Here is a 19,741-nt window from a genome sequence, read left to right as displayed (position 1 = left end):
AATGCGAAGGCAGGGCTGATAGCGTGCCCTTCGCTATTTCGGGGAAGAGGCATGCAGCAACGGCTCTATTACATCGATTTCCTGCGTGTCTCCGCGTTCATGCTGCTGATTGCCTACCATGCATCAGTGGCGTTCTTTCCCGACATGAAGTGGCTGATCGAAGCGCCGGAAGGCAGTGCCACGCTATCGCTTATCATGAAATTCCCGCGCGCGTGGCGGCTCGCCCTGCTTTTTTTCGTGTCAGGTATGGGGACGTGGTTCGTCTACCGGCGGTGTAGCGATCTCAGCTTCCTGAAAGGCCGCTTCAAGCGGCTTTTCCCTCCGCTGATCTTCGCCATGTGCGTCATCATCGTGCCGCAGGTCTGGTACGAGCGCATGTATGAGAATGGCTATGAGGGGTCGTTCCTCACCTTCTGGCTCACGCGCTATTTCACCGAAGGCAAGTATCCGGACGGGAATTTCACCTGGGCGCATATGTGGTTTGTTGCCTATCTGCTGGTGATGACCTTTGTCTGCTATCCGGTCTTCCGCTTGATCGACCAGCCTTTCATGAAGCCTGTGACCGACTGGTTTCAACGGATAGCCGCCTCACCCCGGGTCTATTTGCTTTTTCTCCTTCCGCTCGTGTTCAATCTCGCGCTGTCGCCCATTTTCCCGCGCCAGACCAATGCGCTTTATAATGACGGCGCATGGTTTGCGGTGTGGGCGAGCTGGTTCGGGCTTGGCTTTCTGTTTGCCCGATACCACCAGGCATTGATCGGGACCGTGGTGGGTTTGCGCTGGCAAAGTGCCGGGTTGGCAGCAGTGCTGACGCTGGCGATCTACCTTTTTTCATGGACAGGAGCTGGCGGGTTTTCCATCGGCGATTATGAAACCATGACACCACTATACAAGGCACTGCTGATGGCGCTTGCATGGACGATGATCCTGGCGCTGTGCGGGTTCGCCGCGAATCATCTGGATGCACCGAGTGCAATCGTCTCATGGCTTAATCGCAAGGTGTTTCCGCTTTACATCGTCCACCAGACCGTGGTTGTGGCGGCCCTTTATTACGTGTTGCCGCTCGGGCTTGGGGTCTGGACGGAGTATGCGCTGGTGCTGATGGCGACGTTCGCCGGCTCTTTTCTGTTCGCCATGGCGGTTGAGTTTCTGCCTGGGCGCATAGGCCTTCTGGTGGGGCTTCCGCCACGTGGAAAACCGCTGCCGGCGGGTGGCGCGGAAACGCAATCGATGCGTGGGGCTTGATTGCCGGTTTCTCGTCGTTCATAAGCCATGGCGCGCGGCCTTCGCGCTCCACAGGGCATTCAGGAAAGATCCATGAGCGAATTCAGGGAGCTCGTCTTCTCCGGCGTTCAGCCGACGGGCAATCTTCACCTCGGCAATTATCTGGGCGCGCTGCAGAAATTCGTCGCTCTGCAGGACAGCCATGAGTGCATCTATTGCGTCGTCGATCTGCATTCACTGACCGCGACCATGGCGCACGACGATCTGGCCGACCAGACGCGTTCGATCACCGCCGCTTTCCTCGCGAGCGGCATCGATCCGAAGAAGAACATCGTCTTCAACCAGAGCCAGGTGCTGCAGCACGCCGAGCTCGCATGGATTTTCAACTGCGTTGCGCGCATCGGCTGGATGAACCGCATGACGCAGTTCAAGGACAAGGCCGGCAAGGATCGTGAAAACGCATCGCTCGGTCTGCTTGCCTATCCGAGCCTCATGGCGGCCGACATTCTCGTCTACCGCGCCACCCATGTGCCGGTGGGTGACGACCAGAAACAGCACCTTGAGCTGACGCGTGACATTGCGCAAAAGTTCAACAACGACTTTTCCCAGCGCATCGCCGAACTGGGCTATGGCGTCGAAATGGAGGTGGGCGAGGAAAAGGTGAACGGCTTCTTCCCGCTCACCGAACCGCTGATCGAAGGCGCTATCACGCGGGTGATGAGCCTGCGTGACGGTTCCAAGAAGATGTCCAAATCGGACCCCTCCGACCTGTCGCGCATCAACCTGACGGACGAGGCCGACGCCATCGCCAAAAAGATAAAGAAGGCGAAGACCGACCCCGAGCCACTGCCCTCTGAAGTGGGCGGCCTGGCAGAGCGCCCCGAGGCGCAGAACCTCGTTGGCATTTATGCCGCGCTTTCCGGTGTCACCAAGGCGGATGTTCTTGCAGAGTTCGGTGGACGCCAGTTCTCGGAGTTCAAGCCGGCATTGGCGGAGCTTGCAGTCGAGAAGCTATCCCCGATCGCAGGCGAGATGCGCCGTATCATCGCCGATCCCGCCTATATCGATGGCGTTCTGCGCGAGGGTGCGGGACGGGCACGCGAGAAGGCGGAAGCGACCATGAAGATGGTGCGCGAAATCATCGGGCTCATCGACGGGTGACCCCGATGAGCGCCCCGTCTTGCCGAAAGCCCTCTGCAATGGCAGATTGCGCGGAATTGGCGGGGCACTCGCCGGCGAAACAGGACGTGTGAATGGTCTCCAAGCGACTGATCCGCGAGGCGGGGCACCGCCGCAAATTCCTTGCCATCATTGATGACACGCCCGAATGCGAGCGGGCGGTTGCCTATGCGGCCCGGCGTGCCCAGTCGACGAACGGCGTTCTGGTGCTTCTTTTCGTGATCGAACCCGGGGACTTTCAGCATTGGCTGGGGGTTGAGCAGATCATGCGTGAGGAAGCGACGGCAACCGCCAATGCGGCACTCGATACCCACGCGACCAAGGTCCGCGAGACCATCGGCATCGAGCCGGAGCTCGTCGTGCGCGAAGGAAAATCCGCTGACGAGATTCACAAGCTGATCGAAGAGGATCAGGACATCGCCATTCTGGTTTTGGCGGCGGGCAGTTCCAAGGAAGGGCCGGGGCCGCTTGTCTCGTCCATTGCCGGTAAGACGGCCGCTTTTCCCATCCCCGTCACCGTCGTGCCGCAGAATCTGAGCGACGAGGAAATCGAAAGCCTGGCATAAGCGCGCGGTGCTCCCCATATGTGCGCTTGAACCGTCGAACGATTCCGCCTATTTTAGAATCATTCCAATAAACGCCAGATCGGAAAACCACAATGTTCATTCAGACCGAAGCGACCCCCAATCCCGCGACGCTGAAATTCCTGCCTGGCCGAGTGGTTCTGGAAGAGGGCACTGCCGACTTCCGCGAGGCAGAGTCCGCGGCGGAGACATCGCCTCTGGCCGAGCGGCTTTTTTCGGTCACAGGCGTGTCCGGTGTCTTTTTCGGTTATGACTTCATTACGGTCACCAAAGAGGATGGGCCAGACTGGCAGCATTTGAAGCCGGCCATTCTCGGCACCATCATGGAGCATTTCATGTCGGGGCAGCCCGTCATGGCGAAAGCAGGGTTAGGCGGGCTTCCGGTTTCGGAAGACGGAGAGTTTTATGACGAGGCCGACGAGCAGATCGTTTCGACCATCAAGGAACTGCTCGACACCCGTGTGCGTCCCGCAGTCGCTCAGGATGGTGGTGACATCACGTTCCGAGGCTATGAGAAGGGCACGGTCTTTCTGCATATGAAGGGCGCCTGCGCTGGCTGCCCGTCCTCCACCGCCACTTTGAAGCACGGCATCCAGAACCTGCTCCATCACTTCGTGCCGGAAGTACGGGAAGTCGAACAGGTGCTCTGATCGCTCCCGCAACAGGATTTAGGCAAGAAAAAACCGGGCTCTTAGGCCCGGTTTTTTTCAGGGTCGGAACAAAAGACCCTGGTCGCTGAGACGGTTTCTACCGCTTAACGATTACTTTAGCACCAACTTCGGTACGGTTGTAAAGGTCGATTATGTCCTGATTCATCAATCGGATGCAGCCCGAGGACATTGCTTTGCCGATGGAGCGCCATTCCGGCGTGCCGTGCAGGCGATAGCCCGTATCGCCACCGCGGTTGAACAGATAGAGCGCGCGTGCGCCGAGCGGATTGGACAGGCCGGGCGGCATGCCGCGGCGCCATTTCGCAAGTTCCGGCTGACGGCCGATCATTGCAGAGGGCGGCGTCCAGGTCGGCCATTCGCGTTTCATCGCAATGCGCGCTGTGCCCGCCCATTCAAAACCCTCACGACCAACACCGATGCCATAGCGCATCGCCTTGCCGCCATCCATCACCAGGTAGAGAAACTTGGCATTGGTGTCGACAATGATGGTGCCGGGCTTTTCCTTGGTTTCGTAAGAAACAATCTGACGATGATACTGGCGGGGAACTTCGTTGATCGGGATCCGTGGCAATTGATAGCCAGCGTCTTTCACTGTGCCGTAGTCGGAGGTGAATACCTTGAAAGGTCCGTCCGTCGTACAGCCTGCGAGTGCTGTTGCGAATCCCAGTGCCGCAGCGACGGCGATGGCCTTGAATCTCATGTGTTCCCCCAACCCGGATACCTTAATTGTGCCTGAAGCGTATCGCAATTTGAGCACCATTGTTAAATTCTTGGTTAATGAATTGCCAAGGCTTCCGCCGCATTGACGTTGCGTAAGCCTGTTATTGACTCCGATTATTGCAAACAGGCAACACAATCCCCAGTTTCGATGAAAGCGCAGGAGCTGCATCATGAATGTTGGACAGGCCGCCCGCCGTTCGGGATTGCCGGCTAAGACGATTCGCTATTATGAGGAAATCGGCTTGATAGCGCCGCAGCGTGCGGGCAATGGCTATCGCGCCTACAGCGACGAAGATCTGCATTTCCTCACCTTCCTGAAACGAGCCCGGGGGCTCGGCTTCTCAATCGACGAGTGCCGGCAACTCATGGCGCTTTATCGCGACAGGGAACGGGCAAGTCAGGACGTGCGCGATATCGCCGTGTCCCACGTGGCGGCAATCGACGAGAAGATTGCCGAACTCCAGTCCATGCGCGCGACCCTGAATAAGTTGATCCTCGCCTGTCGCGGCGATGAACGCCCCGATTGTCCGATCCTCAACGACATTGCCGGAGCGCGCTGAGGCTTCAATCAGACGTGCGGGAATGGCATAGTCTCCAGATGCCTATCATCTCTCCGATTCCCCTTAATCCTCTGGCCGATGGGCGCCAGTCTGACCGGGCCATGGTTATCCGCCGCGGTGTCCAGCGGCTGCTCATGACCATGGGGGCCGTGGTTCTGCCGGAGTTGACGCTTGCCACGGGCCGCCGTGCCGACCTCGTGGCACTGACGCTGAAGGGCGACATCTGGATTATCGAGATCAAGTCCTCGGTCGAGGATTTCCGGGTGGATCGGAAATGGCCGGAATACCGCCAGCACTCCGACCGCTTCTTTTTTGCAACCCACCCGGAAGTACCTGCAGAAATTTTCCCCCAAGAGTGCGGTTTCATCCTGTCTGACGGTTATGGGGCAGAGATCCTGCGTGAACCGGATGAGCATCGGCTCGCCGCCGCGACGCGCAAGGCGATGATGCTGCGCTTTGCGAGGGCGGGAGCGGCACGTGTCACCGCTGCCGAGCTCGCGGGGATTGAAGTCCCGCTGGCAGACGATGAAGCAGGTTGAGACTCAGGCTTTGATGGGAGCGCGGCCCGTTGCCAGCGCGTGGTCGAGATACTCCACGCGGTCCTGCCCAAAGAACGCCTCACCATTGAGCACGTAAGTCGGCACGCCGACCGCGTCGGCTTCCACGGCATCTTTGGTGTTCTGTGCGCGAATCGCAGAAATCTCTTCGCTCTGCGCCATCTCCAGAATGGACGCGGCGTCGAATTTTTCCAGTTCGAGATATTTCGCAAGTGTATCGGGATCGGCAATGTTTTCTTCATTCGCCCACACGGCGGCGAAGACACGCTCCATATAGCTCATGGGGTCGCGCCCCTCAGCGACGAGTGCTGCGATCACATGGTCGGCAAGAGCCGGATCGACCGGCCAGTGCTTCGGCGTCTTGTTGATGGGCATGCCACGGAAATCCGCGATGCGCTGGAGTTCCACCAGACGCAACCGCTGCCGCACTGGAGGGCGCTTGGCCGGTGGAACCGCTCCGGAAACCTCCCAGATACCCATGAGGTTGATCGGCTTCACCCGCACATCCACACCGTGTTTCGAGAGCACCGCGCGCAGGGGCTGGTGCCCCAGATAGGTGAAGGGCGATGCGGATGTGAAATAATAATCTACGGTGGTTGTCATCGATGTCTCCGGTTTGATCTAGGGGCCGAAACTATCGAGGCCGAGGGTGGACCGATAGGCTTCAGGACAACACTTTTGCGCGAGCACGCATGCCTTGATGTGAAGCCATGAAAGCGCGCTCTTCATCGTTAGGTGCCCGCGGCGCAGCGTTCACGCCAAGAGCCTTCATCACTTCTTCAACAGGGACGAAGCGTTTCCCACGATAATCGTAAACACCACCGGTGGTGAGGATCATGGCGGCGACACGCCCGTCCTTGAGCACGAAACGGTGCTGGCCGATGATCTGCGTTCCTTCCCAGGTCTCGATGGTCGATATAACGTCGAAACGCTGCCACAGGCGAACCTCGCGCACATAGGCGGTCTGCAGTCCACCGAGCAACGGGGCCCAGCCGCGCTGGCGTGCGGCACCGATCAGCCCGCTGCGCAGGAAAATGTCGATCCGCCCCATATCCGCCAGCATCATGTAGCGAGCGTTGTTGAGGTGGGTGTTCATGTCGATGTCGGTGGGCAGGCAGCGGAAGGAGAGCTTGCTCTCATCGCCCAGCCGATAGACGCCCCGGCTCTTGCGTGTAGCGGCCACGCGAAGAAGACGCATCCAGACATACATGTTTTCTTATCCTGATCGGGTTGGCGTTGCGGTCGCTGCCTCTCCTAACGCTTAAGGCGTTTTTGGGAAACAGCGATCTGAGTTGCCGCCGTATCCACCGCCCCGGATGCGGAACGCTCCCGGGACGGGGTTTTTCATTTCAAGCGACCTGCCTCAGGCAGCCTTCTTTTCCGTCGCCTTTTCAGGCGCAAAGCGCTGGTAGAATGTTTCACCGCTCTCAGCCATGTCGAGAAGAAGCTTCGGAGCCTTGAACTGCTTGCCATACTTCTTCTGCAGACGCTTGGTCATGGCGACGAAGGCGTCCGCACCCATCCCATCGATGTAGGACAGCGCGCCGCCCGTATAGGGTGCGAAGCCGAAGGCGAGGATGGAGCCGACATCCGCCTCGCGCGGATCGACCACAATGCCTTCCTCCATGATGCGGGCCGCTTCCAGCGCAATCGTGGCAAGGAAGCGCTCCTGCAGTTCCTCGACATCGATCTTGTCCGGGTTCTTCTGCGGATAGAGATCCTTCAGGCCGGCCCACAGATGCTTCTTGGCGGGCTTTGCCGGATAGTCATAGAAGCCCTTGCCGTTCTTGCGGCCCAGGCGCCCATGCTTGTCGACCAGCGTGTCGATCAGCTCCATGTGGCGCGGGTCGACGGCCTTGGGGCCGAGATCGCGCACCGTCTGCTTCATGATCTTCTGGGCGAGATCGACAGCCGTCTCATCGGTGAGGGCGAGCGGGCCAACCGGCATGCCGGCCATCTTCGCCGCATTTTCCACCATCGGGGCGGGAACGCCTTCGATGACCATGGAGAAGGCCTCCTGCATGTAGCGCAGGACGCAGCGATTGACATAGAAGCCGCGCGTGTCGTTGACGACGATGGGCGTCTTCCTGATGGCGCGCACATAGTCCATCGCCATGGCAAGCGCCTTGTCGCCGGTCTTCTTGCCCATGATGATCTCGACCAGCATCATCTTGTCGACGGGCGAGAAGAAGTGGATGCCGATGAAGTTTTTCGGGCGTTTGGAGTTCTTCGCAAGGCCCGAGATCGGAATGGTCGAAGTGTTGGAGGCGAAAACGGCAGACGGTTTGAGAACGGCCTCGGCCTTCTCCGTCGCCGTCTTCTTGATCTCCGAATCCTCGAACACGGCCTCGATCACCAGATCGCAGCCTTCAAGCTCGGCATAATCGTCGCTCGGCGTGATGAGCGAGAGGAGCTTTTCCTTGTCCTCGGCGGTAGCGCTGCCCTTTTTGATGGCCTTGTCCATCAGGTCGGCGGAATGCGCCTTGCCCTTCTCGGCGGATGCCGTGTCGCGGTCGATCAGAACGACCGGAATGCCGGCCTTCGCCGTCACGAAGGCGATGCCCGCGCCCATGAAGCCGGCACCGAGCACGCCGATCTTCTTGAACTTTTTGGTTGGTACATCGTCGGGGCGACGAGCACCCTTGTTGAGCTCCTGCAGCGAGACGAAGAGCGAGCGGATCATCATCTTCGCTTCGGTCGTCTGCATGATCTCGGTGAAATAGCGCTGCTCGATGGTAAGCGCCGTGTCGAAGGGCACCAGCATGCCCTCATACACGCATTTCAGGATCGCAGCCGCCGCCGGGTAATTGTTGTAGGTCTCGCGGCGCAGGATGGCGATTGCCGGCGGCCAGAGGTTTGCGCCCGCCGCCGAATAGACCGGACCGCCGGGCAGTTTGAAGCCCTTCTCGTCCCAGGGCTGAACCGGGCTGAGACCGTCGAGGATCATCTTCTTCGCGGTCTCGACCAGCTTTTTCGGCGCCGCGATCTCGTGGATCAGTCCCATGGCCTTCGCCTTTTGCGGCGAAAGCGTCTGGCCGGTGGTCAGCATCTGCAGGGCTTCCTGCGGCTTCGCCAGACGCGGCACGCGCTGGGTGCCGCCGGCACCGGGGAAGATGCCAACCTTGACTTCTGGAAGCGCCATCTTGACCGCCGGACTGTCGGCTACAACACGGCCATGGCAGGCAAGAGACAGCTCGAATGCGCCGCCCATGCAGGTGCCGTTGATCGCCGAGACCCACGGCTTGCCGGAGGTTTCAAGCTTGCGCCAGAGCCAGCCCATCCGGCCGGCATTGTCGAACAGAAGCTTGATCGCCTTCTTACGGTCCTTGGCCTTTTCCTTCTCGAACTGGCCGAGCATCTTCTGCAGCATGGTCAGGTCAGCACCACCGGAGAATGTTTCCTTGCCGGAGGTGATGACAGCGCCCTTGATCTCGTCATTGCTGGCAACGTGATCGATGATCGCGTCCAGCTCGTTCATCACGTCTTCGGTGAAAACGTTCATGGAGCGGTCCGGCATGTCCCAGGTGACGAGCGCGATGCCATCTGCGTCCACGTCAACGGTAAAGTTCTTGTAGTCGGTCATGGTCTGATCTCTCCCCGACAGCTCAAACGCGTTCGATGATGGTTGCGGTGCCCATGCCCGCGCCGATGCACAGCGTCACGAGCGCCGTGTTCAGGTCGCGGCGCTCAAGCTCGTCGAGAACCGTGCCGAAAATCATCGCGCCGGTCGCACCCAGCGGGTGGCCCATGGCAATCGCGCCGCCATTCACATTGATCCGGTCATGGTCGATTTCGAAGGCCTGCATGTAGCGCAGCACGACGGAAGCGAAAGCCTCGTTCAGCTCGAACAGGTCAATGTCCGAAAGCTTCATCCTGGCTTTCTTCAGGAGCTTCTCCGTGACGTCGACCGGGCCGGTCAGCATGATTGCCGGCTCTGAACCGATATTGGTGAAGGCGCGGATTTTCGCGCGTGGCTCAAGCCCCATGGTCCTGCCCGCCCTGCGCGAACCGAGCAGCACGGCGGCAGCGCCATCGACGATGCCCGAAGAGTTGCCAGCGTGGTGTACGTGGTTGATGCTCTCAAGCTCCGGGTAACGCTGCACGGCCACGGCATCGAAACCACCCATTTCGCCGGGCATCACGAAGGAGGGGTTGAGCTTGCCGAGCGCCTGCATGTCGGTGCCGGGGCGCATGTGCTCGTCATGGTCGAGAATGGTCAGCCCGTTCTGGTCTTCCACCGGGATCACGGAGTTCTTGAAATAGCCCTTGTCCCAGGCATTCTTGGCGCGCTTCTGGCTTTCCACGGCATAGGCATCCACGTCGTCGCGTGAAAAGCCGTATTTCGTGGCGATCAGATCGGCGGAAACGCCCTGTGGCATGAAATAGGCGGGGATGCCGACCGAAGGGTCCATGAACCATGCACCGCCGGACATGCCCATGCCGACGCGCGACATGCTTTCAACGCCGCCGGCAATCACGATCTCGTCGGAGCCGCCGGCAATCTTGGCCGCACCCAGATTGATGGCGTCGAGGCCGGAAGCGCAGAAGCGCGAGATCTGCATGCCAGGAGCCGCGTTTGCGTAGCGCGCCTCGAAGGCGGCCGAGCGCGGGATCACGGAGCCTGCCTCACCGACCGGATCGACGCAGCCGAAAATGATGTCGTCTACTTTGGCCGTGTCGAGCCCGTTGCGGTCGCGCACGGCTTCGAGAACTTTCGCGCCAAGGCGCACGGCGGGCACCTCGTGCAGCGAACCGTCCTTCTTGCCGCGTCCGCGCGGCGTGCGCACGGCATCATATACATAAGCGTCAGCCATATCGGTCTCCCTGCTTTACCGACCCAACGCGGGGTCGTGCGATTGGTTCAAAGGGTTCTGGCGATCACCAGCTTCATGATCTCGTTGGTGCCGCCATAGATGCGCTGCACGCGGGCGTCGCGGTACATGCGCGCGATGGGATATTCGTTCATGTAGCCATAGCCGCCGTGGAGCTGCAGGCATTCATCGACCACTTTGCACTGCAGGTCGGTGAGCCAGTATTTGACCATGGAGGCGGTGGCGGTATCGAGATTCCCGTCAAGGTGGCGTGCCACGCAATCATTGTAGAAAACACGGCCGACCGTTGCCTCGGTTTTCAATTCCGCCAGTTTGAACTGGGTGTTCTGAAAGTCGATCACATTCTGGCCGAAGGCCTTGCGCTCCTTCACATAGTCGATGGTGACAGCCAGCGCGCGCTCGATCATGGCTATCGCCTGAGCGCCGATCAGAAGCCGCTCCTGCGGGAGCTGCTGCATAAGCTGCACAAAGCCCTGACCTTCCTCATGACCGAGAAGGTTGGCGGTCGGCACACGCACATCGTTGAAGAAGATTTCCGAAGTGTCGTTGGACTTGAGGCCGATCTTGTCGAGGTTGCGACCACGCTCAAACCCTTCGGCCTCGTCGGTTTCGACCACGATCAGGGATGTGCCCTTCGCGCCCTGGCTCGGGTCCGTCTTGGCCACCACGATGACGAGATTGGCTAACTGCCCGTTGGTGATGAAGGTCTTGGACCCGTTGAGACGGTAATGGTTTCCGTCCTTCTCCGCCCGCGTTTTCACACCCTGGAGGTCGGATCCGGCACCGGGCTCGGTCATGGCGATTGCGCCGATCAGCTCGCCGCTTGCGAGCTTCGGCAGCCACCGCTGCTTTTGCTCTTCCGAGCCATAGTGGAGGATGTAGGGCGCGACGATGGCATTGTGGAGCGCGATGCCGAAACCATCAACGCCCACATGGCTGATCGCTTCGATGATCGCACTTTCATGGGCGTAGGTGCCGCCCGCACCGCCGTGCTCCTCCGGCATCGAGGCGCAGAGAAGGCCTGCCGCTCCGGCCTTCTCCCAGCTTGCGCGGTCGAAAATCTCCGCTTTCTCGAACGCTTCATAGTGAGGCGCAATCTCTTCCGTCAGGAAGCGGCTCGCCATGTCATAGAGCATCGCGACGTCTTCGCCGGCCCAGTCGGGCCGGGAAAGGCCAAGTACGGACTGTGGATTACTAGTCATGGAACATCCCTTCTGGGCTATTCACTTAAGGTCCATTTGCCGCGACGGTCGTCGTTAGCAGGGAGCATCACGCCCCGTCTGCGCAGTGTATTAGCGGCCCAACGCATGTCATATTGCCAAGTAAAGAAGAGATCGCTTTTGCGGAGCTCGAGTTCGTAATTTTCCCAGATGTACTTGGCGACGTACAATAGAGATGCAGAGCCTCCGGCGGATTTAAGAGCCGCTTGAACCCAATCCACTAAATCACCTTTGGTTGCCAAGTTTCACCTCCCAGAGCTCTCTCAACGGATGAGATGGCATTACGCTAGAACGAGCACGGCTTTCATGCCAGTCAAAACGCCTCTTCCGGCAGTGCCATCATCGCGTCGGCGCCGGTGGAGATACGGGCAAGATGCGCCGCCGTTTCGGGCATGACGCGTTCCATGAAATATCGGCCGGTGGCGATCTTGGCTTCAAGGAAGGAGGCGTCGCCATTGGCACCGGCGGCAATCTGCTCCTGCGCTTTCTTGACCATTTGGCCCCACATGTAGCCGAGCGCCACAAGGCCCATCAGATGCATGTAGTCATGGGAGGCCGCGCCCGCATTGTCAGGCTTCTGGACGGCGTTCTGCATCAGCCACAGCGAAGCGGCCTGCAGGTCGTTGAGGCCTTTCTTGAGCGCCTTCGTGAAGGGGGCCATCGCCTCGTCTCCACGATGGGTCTCACAGAAATCGCCCACCTCCTTGAAGAAGGCCTGTGCGGCGCGGCCACCCTTGGCTGGAAGCTTGCGGCCCACCAGGTCCAGCGCCTGAATACCGTTCGCGCCTTCATATATCATGGCGATGCGTGCATCGCGCACGAACTGGCTCATGCCATGCTCTTCGATATAGCCATGACCGCCGAAAAGCTGCTGCGCCATGACGGCGTGCTCGAAGCCCTTGTCGGTGAGAACACCTTTGATCACGGGCGTCATCAGCGCCAGGAGGTCGGATGCCGCTTCGCGATCCTTTTCGTCTTCCGACAGATGCGCGATATCGGACTGGAGCGCTGTCCACAGGATCAGCGCGCGGCCCGCTTCGTTGAATGCACGCATCGTCATCAGGTTACGGCGCACATCCGGGTGGACGATGATCGGATCGGCCTTCTTTTCCGGCGCTTTCGGCCCGGTGAGCGAGCGGCCCTGAAGCCGTTCGCGCGCGTATTCCACCGCGCTCTGATAGGCAGCCTCGCCGACGGCGTGGCCCTGAAGGCCGACGCCGAGGCGCGCCTCGTTCATCATCGTGAACATGGCTTTGAGGCCGCCATGCTCCTCGCCAAGCAGATAGCCGGTGGCGTCGTCATAATTCATGACGCAGGTGGCGTTGCCGTTAATGCCCATCTTTTCCTCGATGGCCCCGCAGGAAACGCCGTTACGCGCACCGGGCGTGCCGGCATCGTCGACCATCACCTTCGGCACGATGAAGAGCGAGATGCCTTTCACGCCGGCGGGTGCGCCCTCGATGCGGGCCAGAACCAGATGGATGATGTTTTCCGAAAGGTCGTGTTCGCCGGCGGAAATGAAAATCTTCTGGCCGGAAATTTTGTATGTGCCGTCGCCATTCGGCACGGCTTTGGAAGTCAGGAGGCCGAGGTCGGTGCCGCAATGGGGTTCGGTCAGGTTCATGGTGCCGGTCCAGCTGCCTTCCACCATCTTCGGCAGCCACTTCTGCTTCTGCTCCTCGGTCCCATGCGCAAGGATCGCCGCGATGGCGCCCTGCGTGAGGCCGGGATACATCATCAGCGCCATATTGGCGGAAACCAGATACTCGCTGACGGCCGAGTGCACCGTGTAGGGGAGGCCCTGGCCGCCATATTCTGCAGGCACGGAGAGACCGAGCCAGCCACCTTCGCAATATTGACGGTAGGCCTCGTCAAAACCCTTCGGCGTGGTCACGGAGCCATCGTCATGACGGGTGCAGCCTTCCACGTCGCCAACCCGGTTGAGCGGCTGCATGACGTTTTCGGCCAGCTTGGCGCCTTCGCTCAGGATCGCTTCGACGATGTCCGGCGAGGCATCGGAAAAGCCCGGCAGATTGTCGTGATTGCCATAGCCAAGAACATCGTTGAGCACGAAAAGCGTGTCGCGTACGGGCGCCCGGTAGGTCGGCATGAGACTCCTCCAGCTCTCGGAATTCGGCGCGAACAGAACTTTCGCGCAGCGTTCCAGGCGCTTTAGCAAATTTTGACGTTTGCGTAAACGTCAAAAACGACGCATGGCGTGATTCAGCCCCGCGCGGAGTTGTGTCGGCACGGTCTGTCCGGCAATGAACGTGGAGCGGAATGTGGAGCGGTGTCTGCCCGAGTTTGGAGCGCTTCGTCCCCGCAGCCTGGATGCCGTGATGGAATCAGCCGGCTGTACTGAGAGCCGAAGTGCTTTCCAGTCGTCCCGTCACGTCCGCAATCAGCTTCTTGAGCTCGGAAATCGCATCTTCGATGGAGCGCTGCTGCTTTTCGAGCCTCACCATCTGGCGTTCAGATTTTCTGAGCACGAGCTTCAGCTGTTCGACATTGCCTGCCCCGCGGTCCTTTGCGGGATCGTGCAGGTCCAGGACTTCCTTGATGTCGCTCAGCGAAAAGCCGATCTTTCGGCCAAGCAAAATTTGCTGCAGGCGGAGTTTGTCGTTGCGGGAGTAAAGGCGCGAGGTGCCGATTCGCTCCGGCGTCAGAAGGCCCTTGTCTTCGTAGAACCGCAAGGCGCGAAGAGTGACGCCGAACTCGCGCGCCATCTCGCCAATGCGGGTGTAGTCTTCGGACTGATTGGGAGAATCATTTCCCTCGGCTGTGTTTTCAACAGCCTTTGCAATGTTCGTCATGATCACTGTTCCGTATCGAATGAACACTCCGGTGAGGGCCCGGAATGGTGCCATACCTGTTGGTCAAGCTCCGCTGATGGCGGAGAATGCACCACGCAGACATGTTTTGAAGGCGGGCTTATGCGTTGCAGAATGCGGCATTACAAGGGCCGCAAGCCAAATTGTGAACGGCTTGCCAACAACCTTTTCGATGGATTTCCGCGCGTATGATTAATCGCCGGTAAGAAATATTAACTCCGTGTTTACCATGATCGGGGAATTGTGGGTTCGTCAGTAGACCGTGCCCGTTGGCTTTTGTCGCCTCGGGAATGGCAGCCTGACCGTGGGTATCTTTGCAGCGTTTGTCTTCTGCCGTCCCGGCGTTCCAAAGCTCAAGGGCCCGCGTGGCAAGAACTATCGATGGCCAACCGGCAACCGGTGGAGAGGCGGGCGTTCCGATGAACAACAAGCGTTCCTATCTGGAAAACATAAATGCCGGTCGTCGGCGGCGACCAGGGGCGAACGCGTCTCTTGATGAGATAAGCCGAACGCTGGAAGAAATGGAGCATCGCCTCGGGCATGCAACGGGCCGTTTCGACCATAACGCCGAAGAGAATGAGGTTGCCCGCCGTATCCAGGAACTTTCCGAAACCGTATCGCAGACCTATGCCCGACCGATGGAGAGGTCAGCGCCGCACAGACGCAAAGCGCCGCCGCATACGTCCTTCGAGCGCGCTGCACACGAGCTTGAACGCAGCCATAGGCAGGAACGTGAAATCGCTTCGATCGGAAGCATTGCAAATGAGCTCAAGACACTACGCGCGGATCTGCATGATGCGATGCGTTCCGGTCTGAACGACGAGTTCTCGGTTTTGCGCCGTGAGTTGGCTGGCATCATGGCTTCCGTGCCCAACGCCGCGTTGAGCCGGGAGCTCGTGGTTGAGTTCGAGCGCCTGTCCAATGCCATTGGTCAGCTTGCAGAACGCAGCGACGACAAGAACGTCAAGATGCTGCGTTTGGAAATGGAAGAGCTGAAATCGTCCATCTCCAAGCTTGCGCGTGAAGAGACACTGCGTGCGGTCGATCAGCGCTGGGATGCCCTCGATGATCGCTGGAGCGCGTTCGAGGACCGTGTTTCCAGTGACATTCGCAGGAGCGACCCGGCGATCGAAATGCTGCATCAGCGCATCGAAGAAATTGCCCATGCGGTAAACAATCTGCCCGAGTCCCTTTCGATCCAGTCTCTTGAGGACCGTGTGCGTACACTGGCCGGTGCGCTTGACCAGCTGCTTGAACGCAAGCAGCAAAGCAATCCCGAAATCTATGCCGCGCTTGACGAACGTCTGGACGAAATCAGCAGGGCAATCGCGGCTTCGGCCCCGAAAGCGCAGGCCGCAAGCTTTGATCCGCAGCCGTTTGAGCGCATTGAGGCCCGCATTTCCTCGCTTGCAAACCAGGTGTCGGAACTGCTCGCCGAGCGCGGAGGTGGCGAGGCCGTCGGGCAGCTCAGCGATCAGCTCTATTCCTTGTCGCAACGGGTCGACGATATCGCCCGTCGTATCGATATGCCCGAACAGACCGTGGAGCGGCTCGCCGGGCAAATTGCCGGTATTGCAGAGAAACTCGACAACACGCCGCAGCCACAGATGGCTGAGCATATGCTGCGTGGCATCGAGGATCGTTTCGCGCACCTTTCCCAAATGATCGAGCAACGACAGGGAGATGTGGTCGAGCAGAGCCGAACGCTCGTCGACGAGCTGGAACGTCGTCTGCAGGAAATTTCTGCCAGGATCGATGAGAGGTCCCATCCTGTTCAGGACGAGGCGGGGATCATGGCGACGATCGATGCCCGTTTCAACGAACTGGTCGCGCGTCTCGATACGGGTGCCAGTGCTGGAAGGGCTGACAGTGACGCGCTCCGAGCACTGGAAGCTCGGCTCGATGACATCTCGGGGCGCCTGCAGGCATCCTCGGCAAACGCCTCCTCTGTCGATCCCGACGTGATCCGGGATCTCGAAGCGCAGGTCCGCAGTCTTTCCGAACATCTGTCGCGCCCGGGCGCCGATCTGCCGGAATTCGAGGACCTGGCCCCGCGTCTGGAGAACATCGAGCGTTCTATTCACGAGAACCGCGCCGCTGTCGTTGAAGCTGCACGTCACGCTGCCGAACAAGCGATCGGCGCTCTCGGAAGCACTCCGCAAGCCGAGGCTTTCGACCGCGAACTGCGGGCGGAACTGCGGGCTCTTGAGGAACTCACGCGCAAATCGGACGAACGCAACACCAAGACGTTTGAAGCCATCCACGACACGCTTCTCAAGATTGTCGATCGGATCGGCGCAGTAGAGGGGACCGCGAAAGCCGGAGGCCGTGGCGATGCGGCGAAAATTGCCGTTGCGGCCGCCCCGTCGATTTCGCCTGTTGAAGACGAACCCGCCTCTAAAGGGGTTGAGGACTATGAGCCCGCGCCCAACCGCTCACCCGCCGAAGCCGCCGCCGCCGCCGCGCGCGCAGCTTTGGATGAGGACGGTGAGAATGAGCAGGCAAAACCAGGTCGGACATCCCTTCTCGGAGGCCTGTCCCGTGCATGGGGTGCACGCGGCGATAAACAGAAAACCGAGATCGCGGAGGAAGAAGGCGGGGAGATCGATTTCGAAGTCGATGCAAGTCTCGACGCCGTGGAACTTGACGCTGAACGTATCAATCAGCCGCTGGAACCAGGCTCGGGGGCCCCGGACCTCAATGCGATCCTGCGCCGTGTGCGCGACGAAAAGAAAGCACCCGCACGCGCGGAGACAGACGACGCGGCGAAATCCGACTTCATCGCAGCGGCAAGAAGGGCGGCGCAGGCAGCCGCCGCTGAAGCGGAGATCCTCAAAAAGCGCAGGGGCGAGGCGACAGAGGAGCGCGGCGGCTTCGGTCTCGGCCGCCTTCTCAAACGCAGTAAGAAACCTCTTATGGTCATGCTCGGAGCCGGTATCGTGGTCGCCGGCGGCTACCAGATGAGCAAGGCTTATCTGTCGAGTTCGACCTCTATTCCGACGCCGGTCGCAAGCCACAGCCTGACGTCAGAAACGGCACCCGTGTTGGCCAAAGCCGAGGAACGGCCTGTTCGCATTCTCGATGAACAGCCGCTGGAAGAAGTGGCGTTTGATGACACCTCGGACGAGGCGGTGGACACGCTGGCCTCCATGCCGGAGATGGATGGGCCTGCCGAAGGAAAATTTGAAGAGCCACTTCCGGTCGCGGAAGCAGAGAACACCCCCGAGTTGCCGATTTCGGAAGTCGTTCAGCCGGTTTCGCTTGATGAGATCCCCATGGATGCCGGACCGGTGCCGCTCCGGGAAGCGGCTGCTGGGGGAGACCCGAAAGCGTATTTCGAAATTGCCAGCCGCTATGCGGAAGGGCGCGGAACGACTGCGGACATTTCAAAGGCTATCGAATGGTACACAAAGGCCGCTGAAGCCGGTTTTGCTCCGGCTCAGTACAGGCTCGGCGATCTTTATCAGAAAGGTACCGGCGTCGAGCGCGACGCAGCCAAGGCGAAAATGTGGTTCCAGCTTGCGGCACAGCAGGGCAATGCCGGCGCGATGCACAATCTGGGTGTCCTCTATGCCATGGGCGCCGACGGACCGGCCGACAATGCCTCCGCGGCCCGCTGGTTTCTGGAAGCGGCTGAACATGGCGTCAGGGATAGCCAGTTCAATCTTGGAATTCTCTCTGCCAAAGGCATGGGCGTGCCGCAGGATCTGACGGAAGCCTACAAATGGTTCGCCATCGTCGCCAATGGCGGGGATGCGGATGCCGCCGGCAAACGCGATGAAATCGCTGCTGCCCTTTCGCCAGACAAGCTGGAACAGGCAAAGAACAAGACGGCTCTGTGGAAGGCCAAATCAATCGATCCCGCCGTCAACATGGTGGATGTTCCAGAATCCTGGCGCGAGAGCCGCGAGCTGACGGCAAGCGTGGACATGAAGAAGGCGGTTACAAACATTCAGCTGATCCTGAATCAGCAGGGGTTTGATGCAGGCAAACCCGACGGGATCATGGGTGCGAAAACGAAAATGGCGATCAGCGCCTTTCAGAAGGCCAACGGCATGACGCCGACCGGAGAAGTGGATGAAGCGCTGGTGCGCGCCCTTCTGGAAAAGAACAAGGCGGCAGCGGCGGCCCAGTAAGAAGGCTGGGCGTTTCATAGACAGGCGGCTGCAAATCGCGTGTGGGTGAAATCGCCCGTAACGGCGAATGTCCGCCGCATCCTTCCGTTCGTGCGGGGTGCATCGTGGAAGGCTGCCTGTCCGCCCCGGTGTGTCAGAATGGCCGCACTTCACTTTCGCCGGGCAAGTCGTTCAAACTTTTCCCGATTTCGTGACAACTCGGTTTGACTTCGTGACCGCCAGAGCGCAGAACGGAAGCACGCATAATGCTTCCACATCTCGCCTGGCGTCGTCGCCGGGCAAACAATTATTCGGGTGCCGCGGGTGGGTATTTATCTCCCAATCGCCGAAATGTCCGTCAACGTGTTCGTGCTGCTGGCCATGGGCGGCGCGGTCGGCTTTCTCTCCGGCATGTTCGGCGTCGGTGGCGGATTTCTCATCACGCCGCTCCTGATCTTCTACAATATTCCCCCCGCCATTGCGGTTGCCACCGGCGCCAACCAGGTGATTGCATCGTCGTTCTCGGGTGCACTGGCGCATTTCAAACGCAAATCTCTTGACCTGAAGCTAGGCACCGTATTGCTGGCCGGCGGTATAGTTGGTGCATCTCTGGGTGTCTCCGTCTTTGCTTATTTAAGGCGTCTGGGGCAGCTCGATCTGATCGTCTCACTGCTCTACGTGGCATTTCTGGGCGTGGTCGGTGGGTTGATGCTGATGGAAAGCGTGCGCGCCATCAGGCGGTCCCGCGGTGGCCAGACGGTCACACTGCGCAAGCCTGGCCAGCACAACTGGATCCATCGCCTGCCGCTGAAGATGCGCTTTCGAGCCTCGAAGCTATTTGTCAGTGTCATCCCAGTTCTGGCGCTCGGAGCATTCATCGGTTTTCTGGCATCGATCATGGGTGTAGGCGGCGGCTTTATTATGGTTCCGGCGCTTATCTATCTCCTCAAAGTGCCGACGAATGTCGTGATCGGTACATCGCTGTTCCAGATCATCTTCGTGGCCGCTTTCACGACGATTATCCATTCGACGGCAAACCAGACCGTTGACGTGGTGCTCGCTTTTCTTCTCATGGTGGGTGGGGTTGCCGGCGCGCAATATGGCGCAAGGGTGGGGCAAAAGCTTCGCGGCGAGCAATTGCGTGCGCTTCTTGCACTGCTCGTTCTGGCGGTGGCGCTTCGTCTTGGGTTTGACCTCTTCGTTCGTCCCGAGAGCGTCTACTCGCTCTCACTGGCGGGAGGTTGAGCG

17 protein-coding genes are annotated in these 19,741 nt (G+C 59.7%); 8 read left to right on the top strand and 9 right to left on the bottom strand.

Annotated elements, in window-relative coordinates; all coding sequences use genetic code 11:
• The first annotated feature begins 51 nt into the window (after nt 1–51).
• The 4 genes from P2W41_RS17260 to P2W41_RS17245 all read left to right on the top strand — a co-directional run bounded on the left by P2W41_RS17260 (nt 52) and on the right by P2W41_RS17245 (nt 3,637).
• Nucleotides 52–1,245: an acyltransferase family protein gene (locus P2W41_RS17260; RefSeq protein WP_404933880.1), complete on the top strand. Its 1,194-nt coding sequence runs from the start codon at nt 52–54 to the stop codon at nt 1,243–1,245.
• 72 nt (nt 1,246–1,317) lie between these two features.
• On the top strand, nt 1,318–2,385 hold the full coding sequence (gene trpS / locus P2W41_RS17255) for a tryptophan--tRNA ligase (protein WP_404933879.1): 1,068 nt from the start codon (nt 1,318–1,320) through the stop codon (nt 2,383–2,385).
• A gap of 92 nt (nt 2,386–2,477) precedes the next feature.
• Nucleotides 2,478–2,969, top strand: a complete 492-nt coding sequence (locus P2W41_RS17250) for a universal stress protein (RefSeq protein ID WP_007008142.1) — start codon at nt 2,478–2,480, stop codon at nt 2,967–2,969.
• Nucleotides 2,970–3,061: 92 nt separating this feature from the next.
• Entirely contained in the window at nt 3,062–3,637 is a 576-nt protein-coding gene (locus tag P2W41_RS17245; protein ID WP_229450350.1) for a NifU family protein, read from the top strand.
• A gap of 97 nt (nt 3,638–3,734) precedes the next feature.
• Here the strand turns inward: P2W41_RS17245 and P2W41_RS17240 are convergent, their stop codons facing one another.
• Nucleotides 3,735–4,358, bottom strand: a complete 624-nt coding sequence (locus P2W41_RS17240; protein ID WP_292898809.1) for a L,D-transpeptidase — start codon at nt 4,356–4,358, stop codon at nt 3,735–3,737.
• 190 nt (nt 4,359–4,548) lie between these two features.
• On the opposite strand from P2W41_RS17240, the gene cueR reads away from it, so the two are divergent.
• Nucleotides 4,549–4,938: a Cu(I)-responsive transcriptional regulator gene (gene cueR / locus P2W41_RS17235; protein WP_292898810.1), complete on the top strand. Its 390-nt coding sequence runs from the start codon at nt 4,549–4,551 to the stop codon at nt 4,936–4,938.
• A gap of 38 nt (nt 4,939–4,976) precedes the next feature.
• Nucleotides 4,977–5,477, top strand: a complete 501-nt coding sequence (locus tag P2W41_RS17230; protein ID WP_292898811.1) for an MmcB family DNA repair protein — start codon at nt 4,977–4,979, stop codon at nt 5,475–5,477.
• A gap of 3 nt (nt 5,478–5,480) precedes the next feature.
• On the opposite strand, the gene P2W41_RS17225 is transcribed toward P2W41_RS17230, so the two are convergent.
• The 8 genes from P2W41_RS17225 to P2W41_RS17190 form a co-directional block, all read right to left on the bottom strand.
• Nucleotides 5,481–6,098, bottom strand: a complete 618-nt coding sequence (locus P2W41_RS17225) for a 2-hydroxychromene-2-carboxylate isomerase (RefSeq protein WP_292898812.1) — start codon at nt 6,096–6,098, stop codon at nt 5,481–5,483.
• 61 nt (nt 6,099–6,159) lie between these two features.
• A complete protein-coding gene (locus P2W41_RS17220) occupies nt 6,160–6,705 on the bottom strand; it encodes a thioesterase family protein (RefSeq protein WP_404933878.1) in 546 nt (181 codons plus the stop codon).
• Nucleotides 6,706–6,858: 153 nt separating this feature from the next.
• Entirely contained in the window at nt 6,859–9,078 is a 2,220-nt protein-coding gene (locus P2W41_RS17215; RefSeq protein WP_404933877.1) for a 3-hydroxyacyl-CoA dehydrogenase NAD-binding domain-containing protein, read from the bottom strand.
• A 22-nt stretch (nt 9,079–9,100) separates the two neighbouring features.
• Nucleotides 9,101–10,309, bottom strand: a complete 1,209-nt coding sequence (locus tag P2W41_RS17210) for an acetyl-CoA C-acetyltransferase (RefSeq protein ID WP_404933876.1) — start codon at nt 10,307–10,309, stop codon at nt 9,101–9,103.
• A 47-nt stretch (nt 10,310–10,356) separates the two neighbouring features.
• Complete coding sequence (locus P2W41_RS17205; RefSeq protein ID WP_404935012.1) at nt 10,357–11,463, bottom strand: acyl-CoA dehydrogenase family protein; 1,107 nt, start codon at nt 11,461–11,463, stop codon at nt 10,357–10,359.
• A gap of 83 nt (nt 11,464–11,546) precedes the next feature.
• Complete coding sequence (locus P2W41_RS17200; protein WP_007008152.1) at nt 11,547–11,789, bottom strand: hypothetical protein; 243 nt, start codon at nt 11,787–11,789, stop codon at nt 11,547–11,549.
• Between the two features lie 71 nt (nt 11,790–11,860).
• Nucleotides 11,861–13,657 (bottom strand): acyl-CoA dehydrogenase C-terminal domain-containing protein, encoded by a 1,797-nt coding sequence (locus tag P2W41_RS17195; protein WP_404933875.1) that lies wholly within the window; start codon nt 13,655–13,657, stop codon nt 11,861–11,863.
• Between the two features lie 235 nt (nt 13,658–13,892).
• Complete coding sequence (locus tag P2W41_RS17190; RefSeq protein ID WP_292898822.1) at nt 13,893–14,360, bottom strand: MerR family DNA-binding transcriptional regulator; 468 nt, start codon at nt 14,358–14,360, stop codon at nt 13,893–13,895.
• Between the two features lie 437 nt (nt 14,361–14,797).
• On the opposite strand from P2W41_RS17190, the gene P2W41_RS17185 reads away from it, so the two are divergent.
• Together P2W41_RS17185 and P2W41_RS17180 are read left to right on the top strand one after the other, a co-directional pair.
• The gene (locus P2W41_RS17185; protein ID WP_404935011.1) at nt 14,798–18,514 is read left to right on the top strand and encodes a peptidoglycan-binding protein; all 3,717 of its coding nucleotides are present in this window, start codon (nt 14,798–14,800) and stop codon (nt 18,512–18,514) included.
• A 303-nt stretch (nt 18,515–18,817) separates the two neighbouring features.
• On the top strand, nt 18,818–19,738 hold the full coding sequence (locus P2W41_RS17180; protein WP_404933874.1) for a sulfite exporter TauE/SafE family protein: 921 nt from the start codon (nt 18,818–18,820) through the stop codon (nt 19,736–19,738).
• The last annotated feature ends 3 nt before the right edge of the window (nt 19,739–19,741 follow it).

This window comes from Nitratireductor sp. L15S-10 (assembly GCF_045011005.1).
Lineage (GTDB): Bacteria > Pseudomonadota > Alphaproteobacteria > Rhizobiales > Rhizobiaceae > Nitratireductor.
This window is presented reverse-complemented; position numbering and strand designations above follow the sequence as displayed.

Bases quoted from the DNA above. Each gene is read 5' to 3' on its own strand.
- P2W41_RS17260 (WP_404933880.1), top strand. From the start codon at position 52: ATGCAGCAACGGCTCTATTACATCGATTTCCTGCGTGTCTCCGCGTTC.
- trpS (WP_404933879.1), top strand. From the start codon at position 1,318: ATGAGCGAATTCAGGGAGCTCGTCTTCTCCGGCGTTCAGCCGACGGGC.
- P2W41_RS17250 (WP_007008142.1), top strand. From the start codon at position 2,478: ATGGTCTCCAAGCGACTGATCCGCGAGGCGGGGCACCGCCGCAAATTC.
- P2W41_RS17245 (WP_229450350.1), top strand. From the start codon at position 3,062: ATGTTCATTCAGACCGAAGCGACCCCCAATCCCGCGACGCTGAAATTC.
- P2W41_RS17240 (WP_292898809.1), bottom strand. From the start codon at position 4,358: ATGAGATTCAAGGCCATCGCCGTCGCTGCGGCACTGGGATTCGCAACA.
- cueR (WP_292898810.1), top strand. From the start codon at position 4,549: ATGAATGTTGGACAGGCCGCCCGCCGTTCGGGATTGCCGGCTAAGACG.
- P2W41_RS17230 (WP_292898811.1), top strand. From the start codon at position 4,977: ATGCCTATCATCTCTCCGATTCCCCTTAATCCTCTGGCCGATGGGCGC.
- P2W41_RS17225 (WP_292898812.1), bottom strand. From the start codon at position 6,098: ATGACAACCACCGTAGATTATTATTTCACATCCGCATCGCCCTTCACC.
- P2W41_RS17220 (WP_404933878.1), bottom strand. From the start codon at position 6,705: ATGTATGTCTGGATGCGTCTTCTTCGCGTGGCCGCTACACGCAAGAGC.
- P2W41_RS17215 (WP_404933877.1), bottom strand. From the start codon at position 9,078: ATGACCGACTACAAGAACTTTACCGTTGACGTGGACGCAGATGGCATC.
- P2W41_RS17210 (WP_404933876.1), bottom strand. From the start codon at position 10,309: ATGGCTGACGCTTATGTATATGATGCCGTGCGCACGCCGCGCGGACGC.
- P2W41_RS17205 (WP_404935012.1), bottom strand. From the start codon at position 11,463: ATGCTCTATGACATGGCGAGCCGCTTCCTGACGGAAGAGATTGCGCCT.
- P2W41_RS17195 (WP_404933875.1), bottom strand. From the start codon at position 13,657: ATGCCGACCTACCGGGCGCCCGTACGCGACACGCTTTTCGTGCTCAAC.
- P2W41_RS17190 (WP_292898822.1), bottom strand. From the start codon at position 14,360: ATGACGAACATTGCAAAGGCTGTTGAAAACACAGCCGAGGGAAATGAT.
- P2W41_RS17185 (WP_404935011.1), top strand. From the start codon at position 14,798: ATGAACAACAAGCGTTCCTATCTGGAAAACATAAATGCCGGTCGTCGG.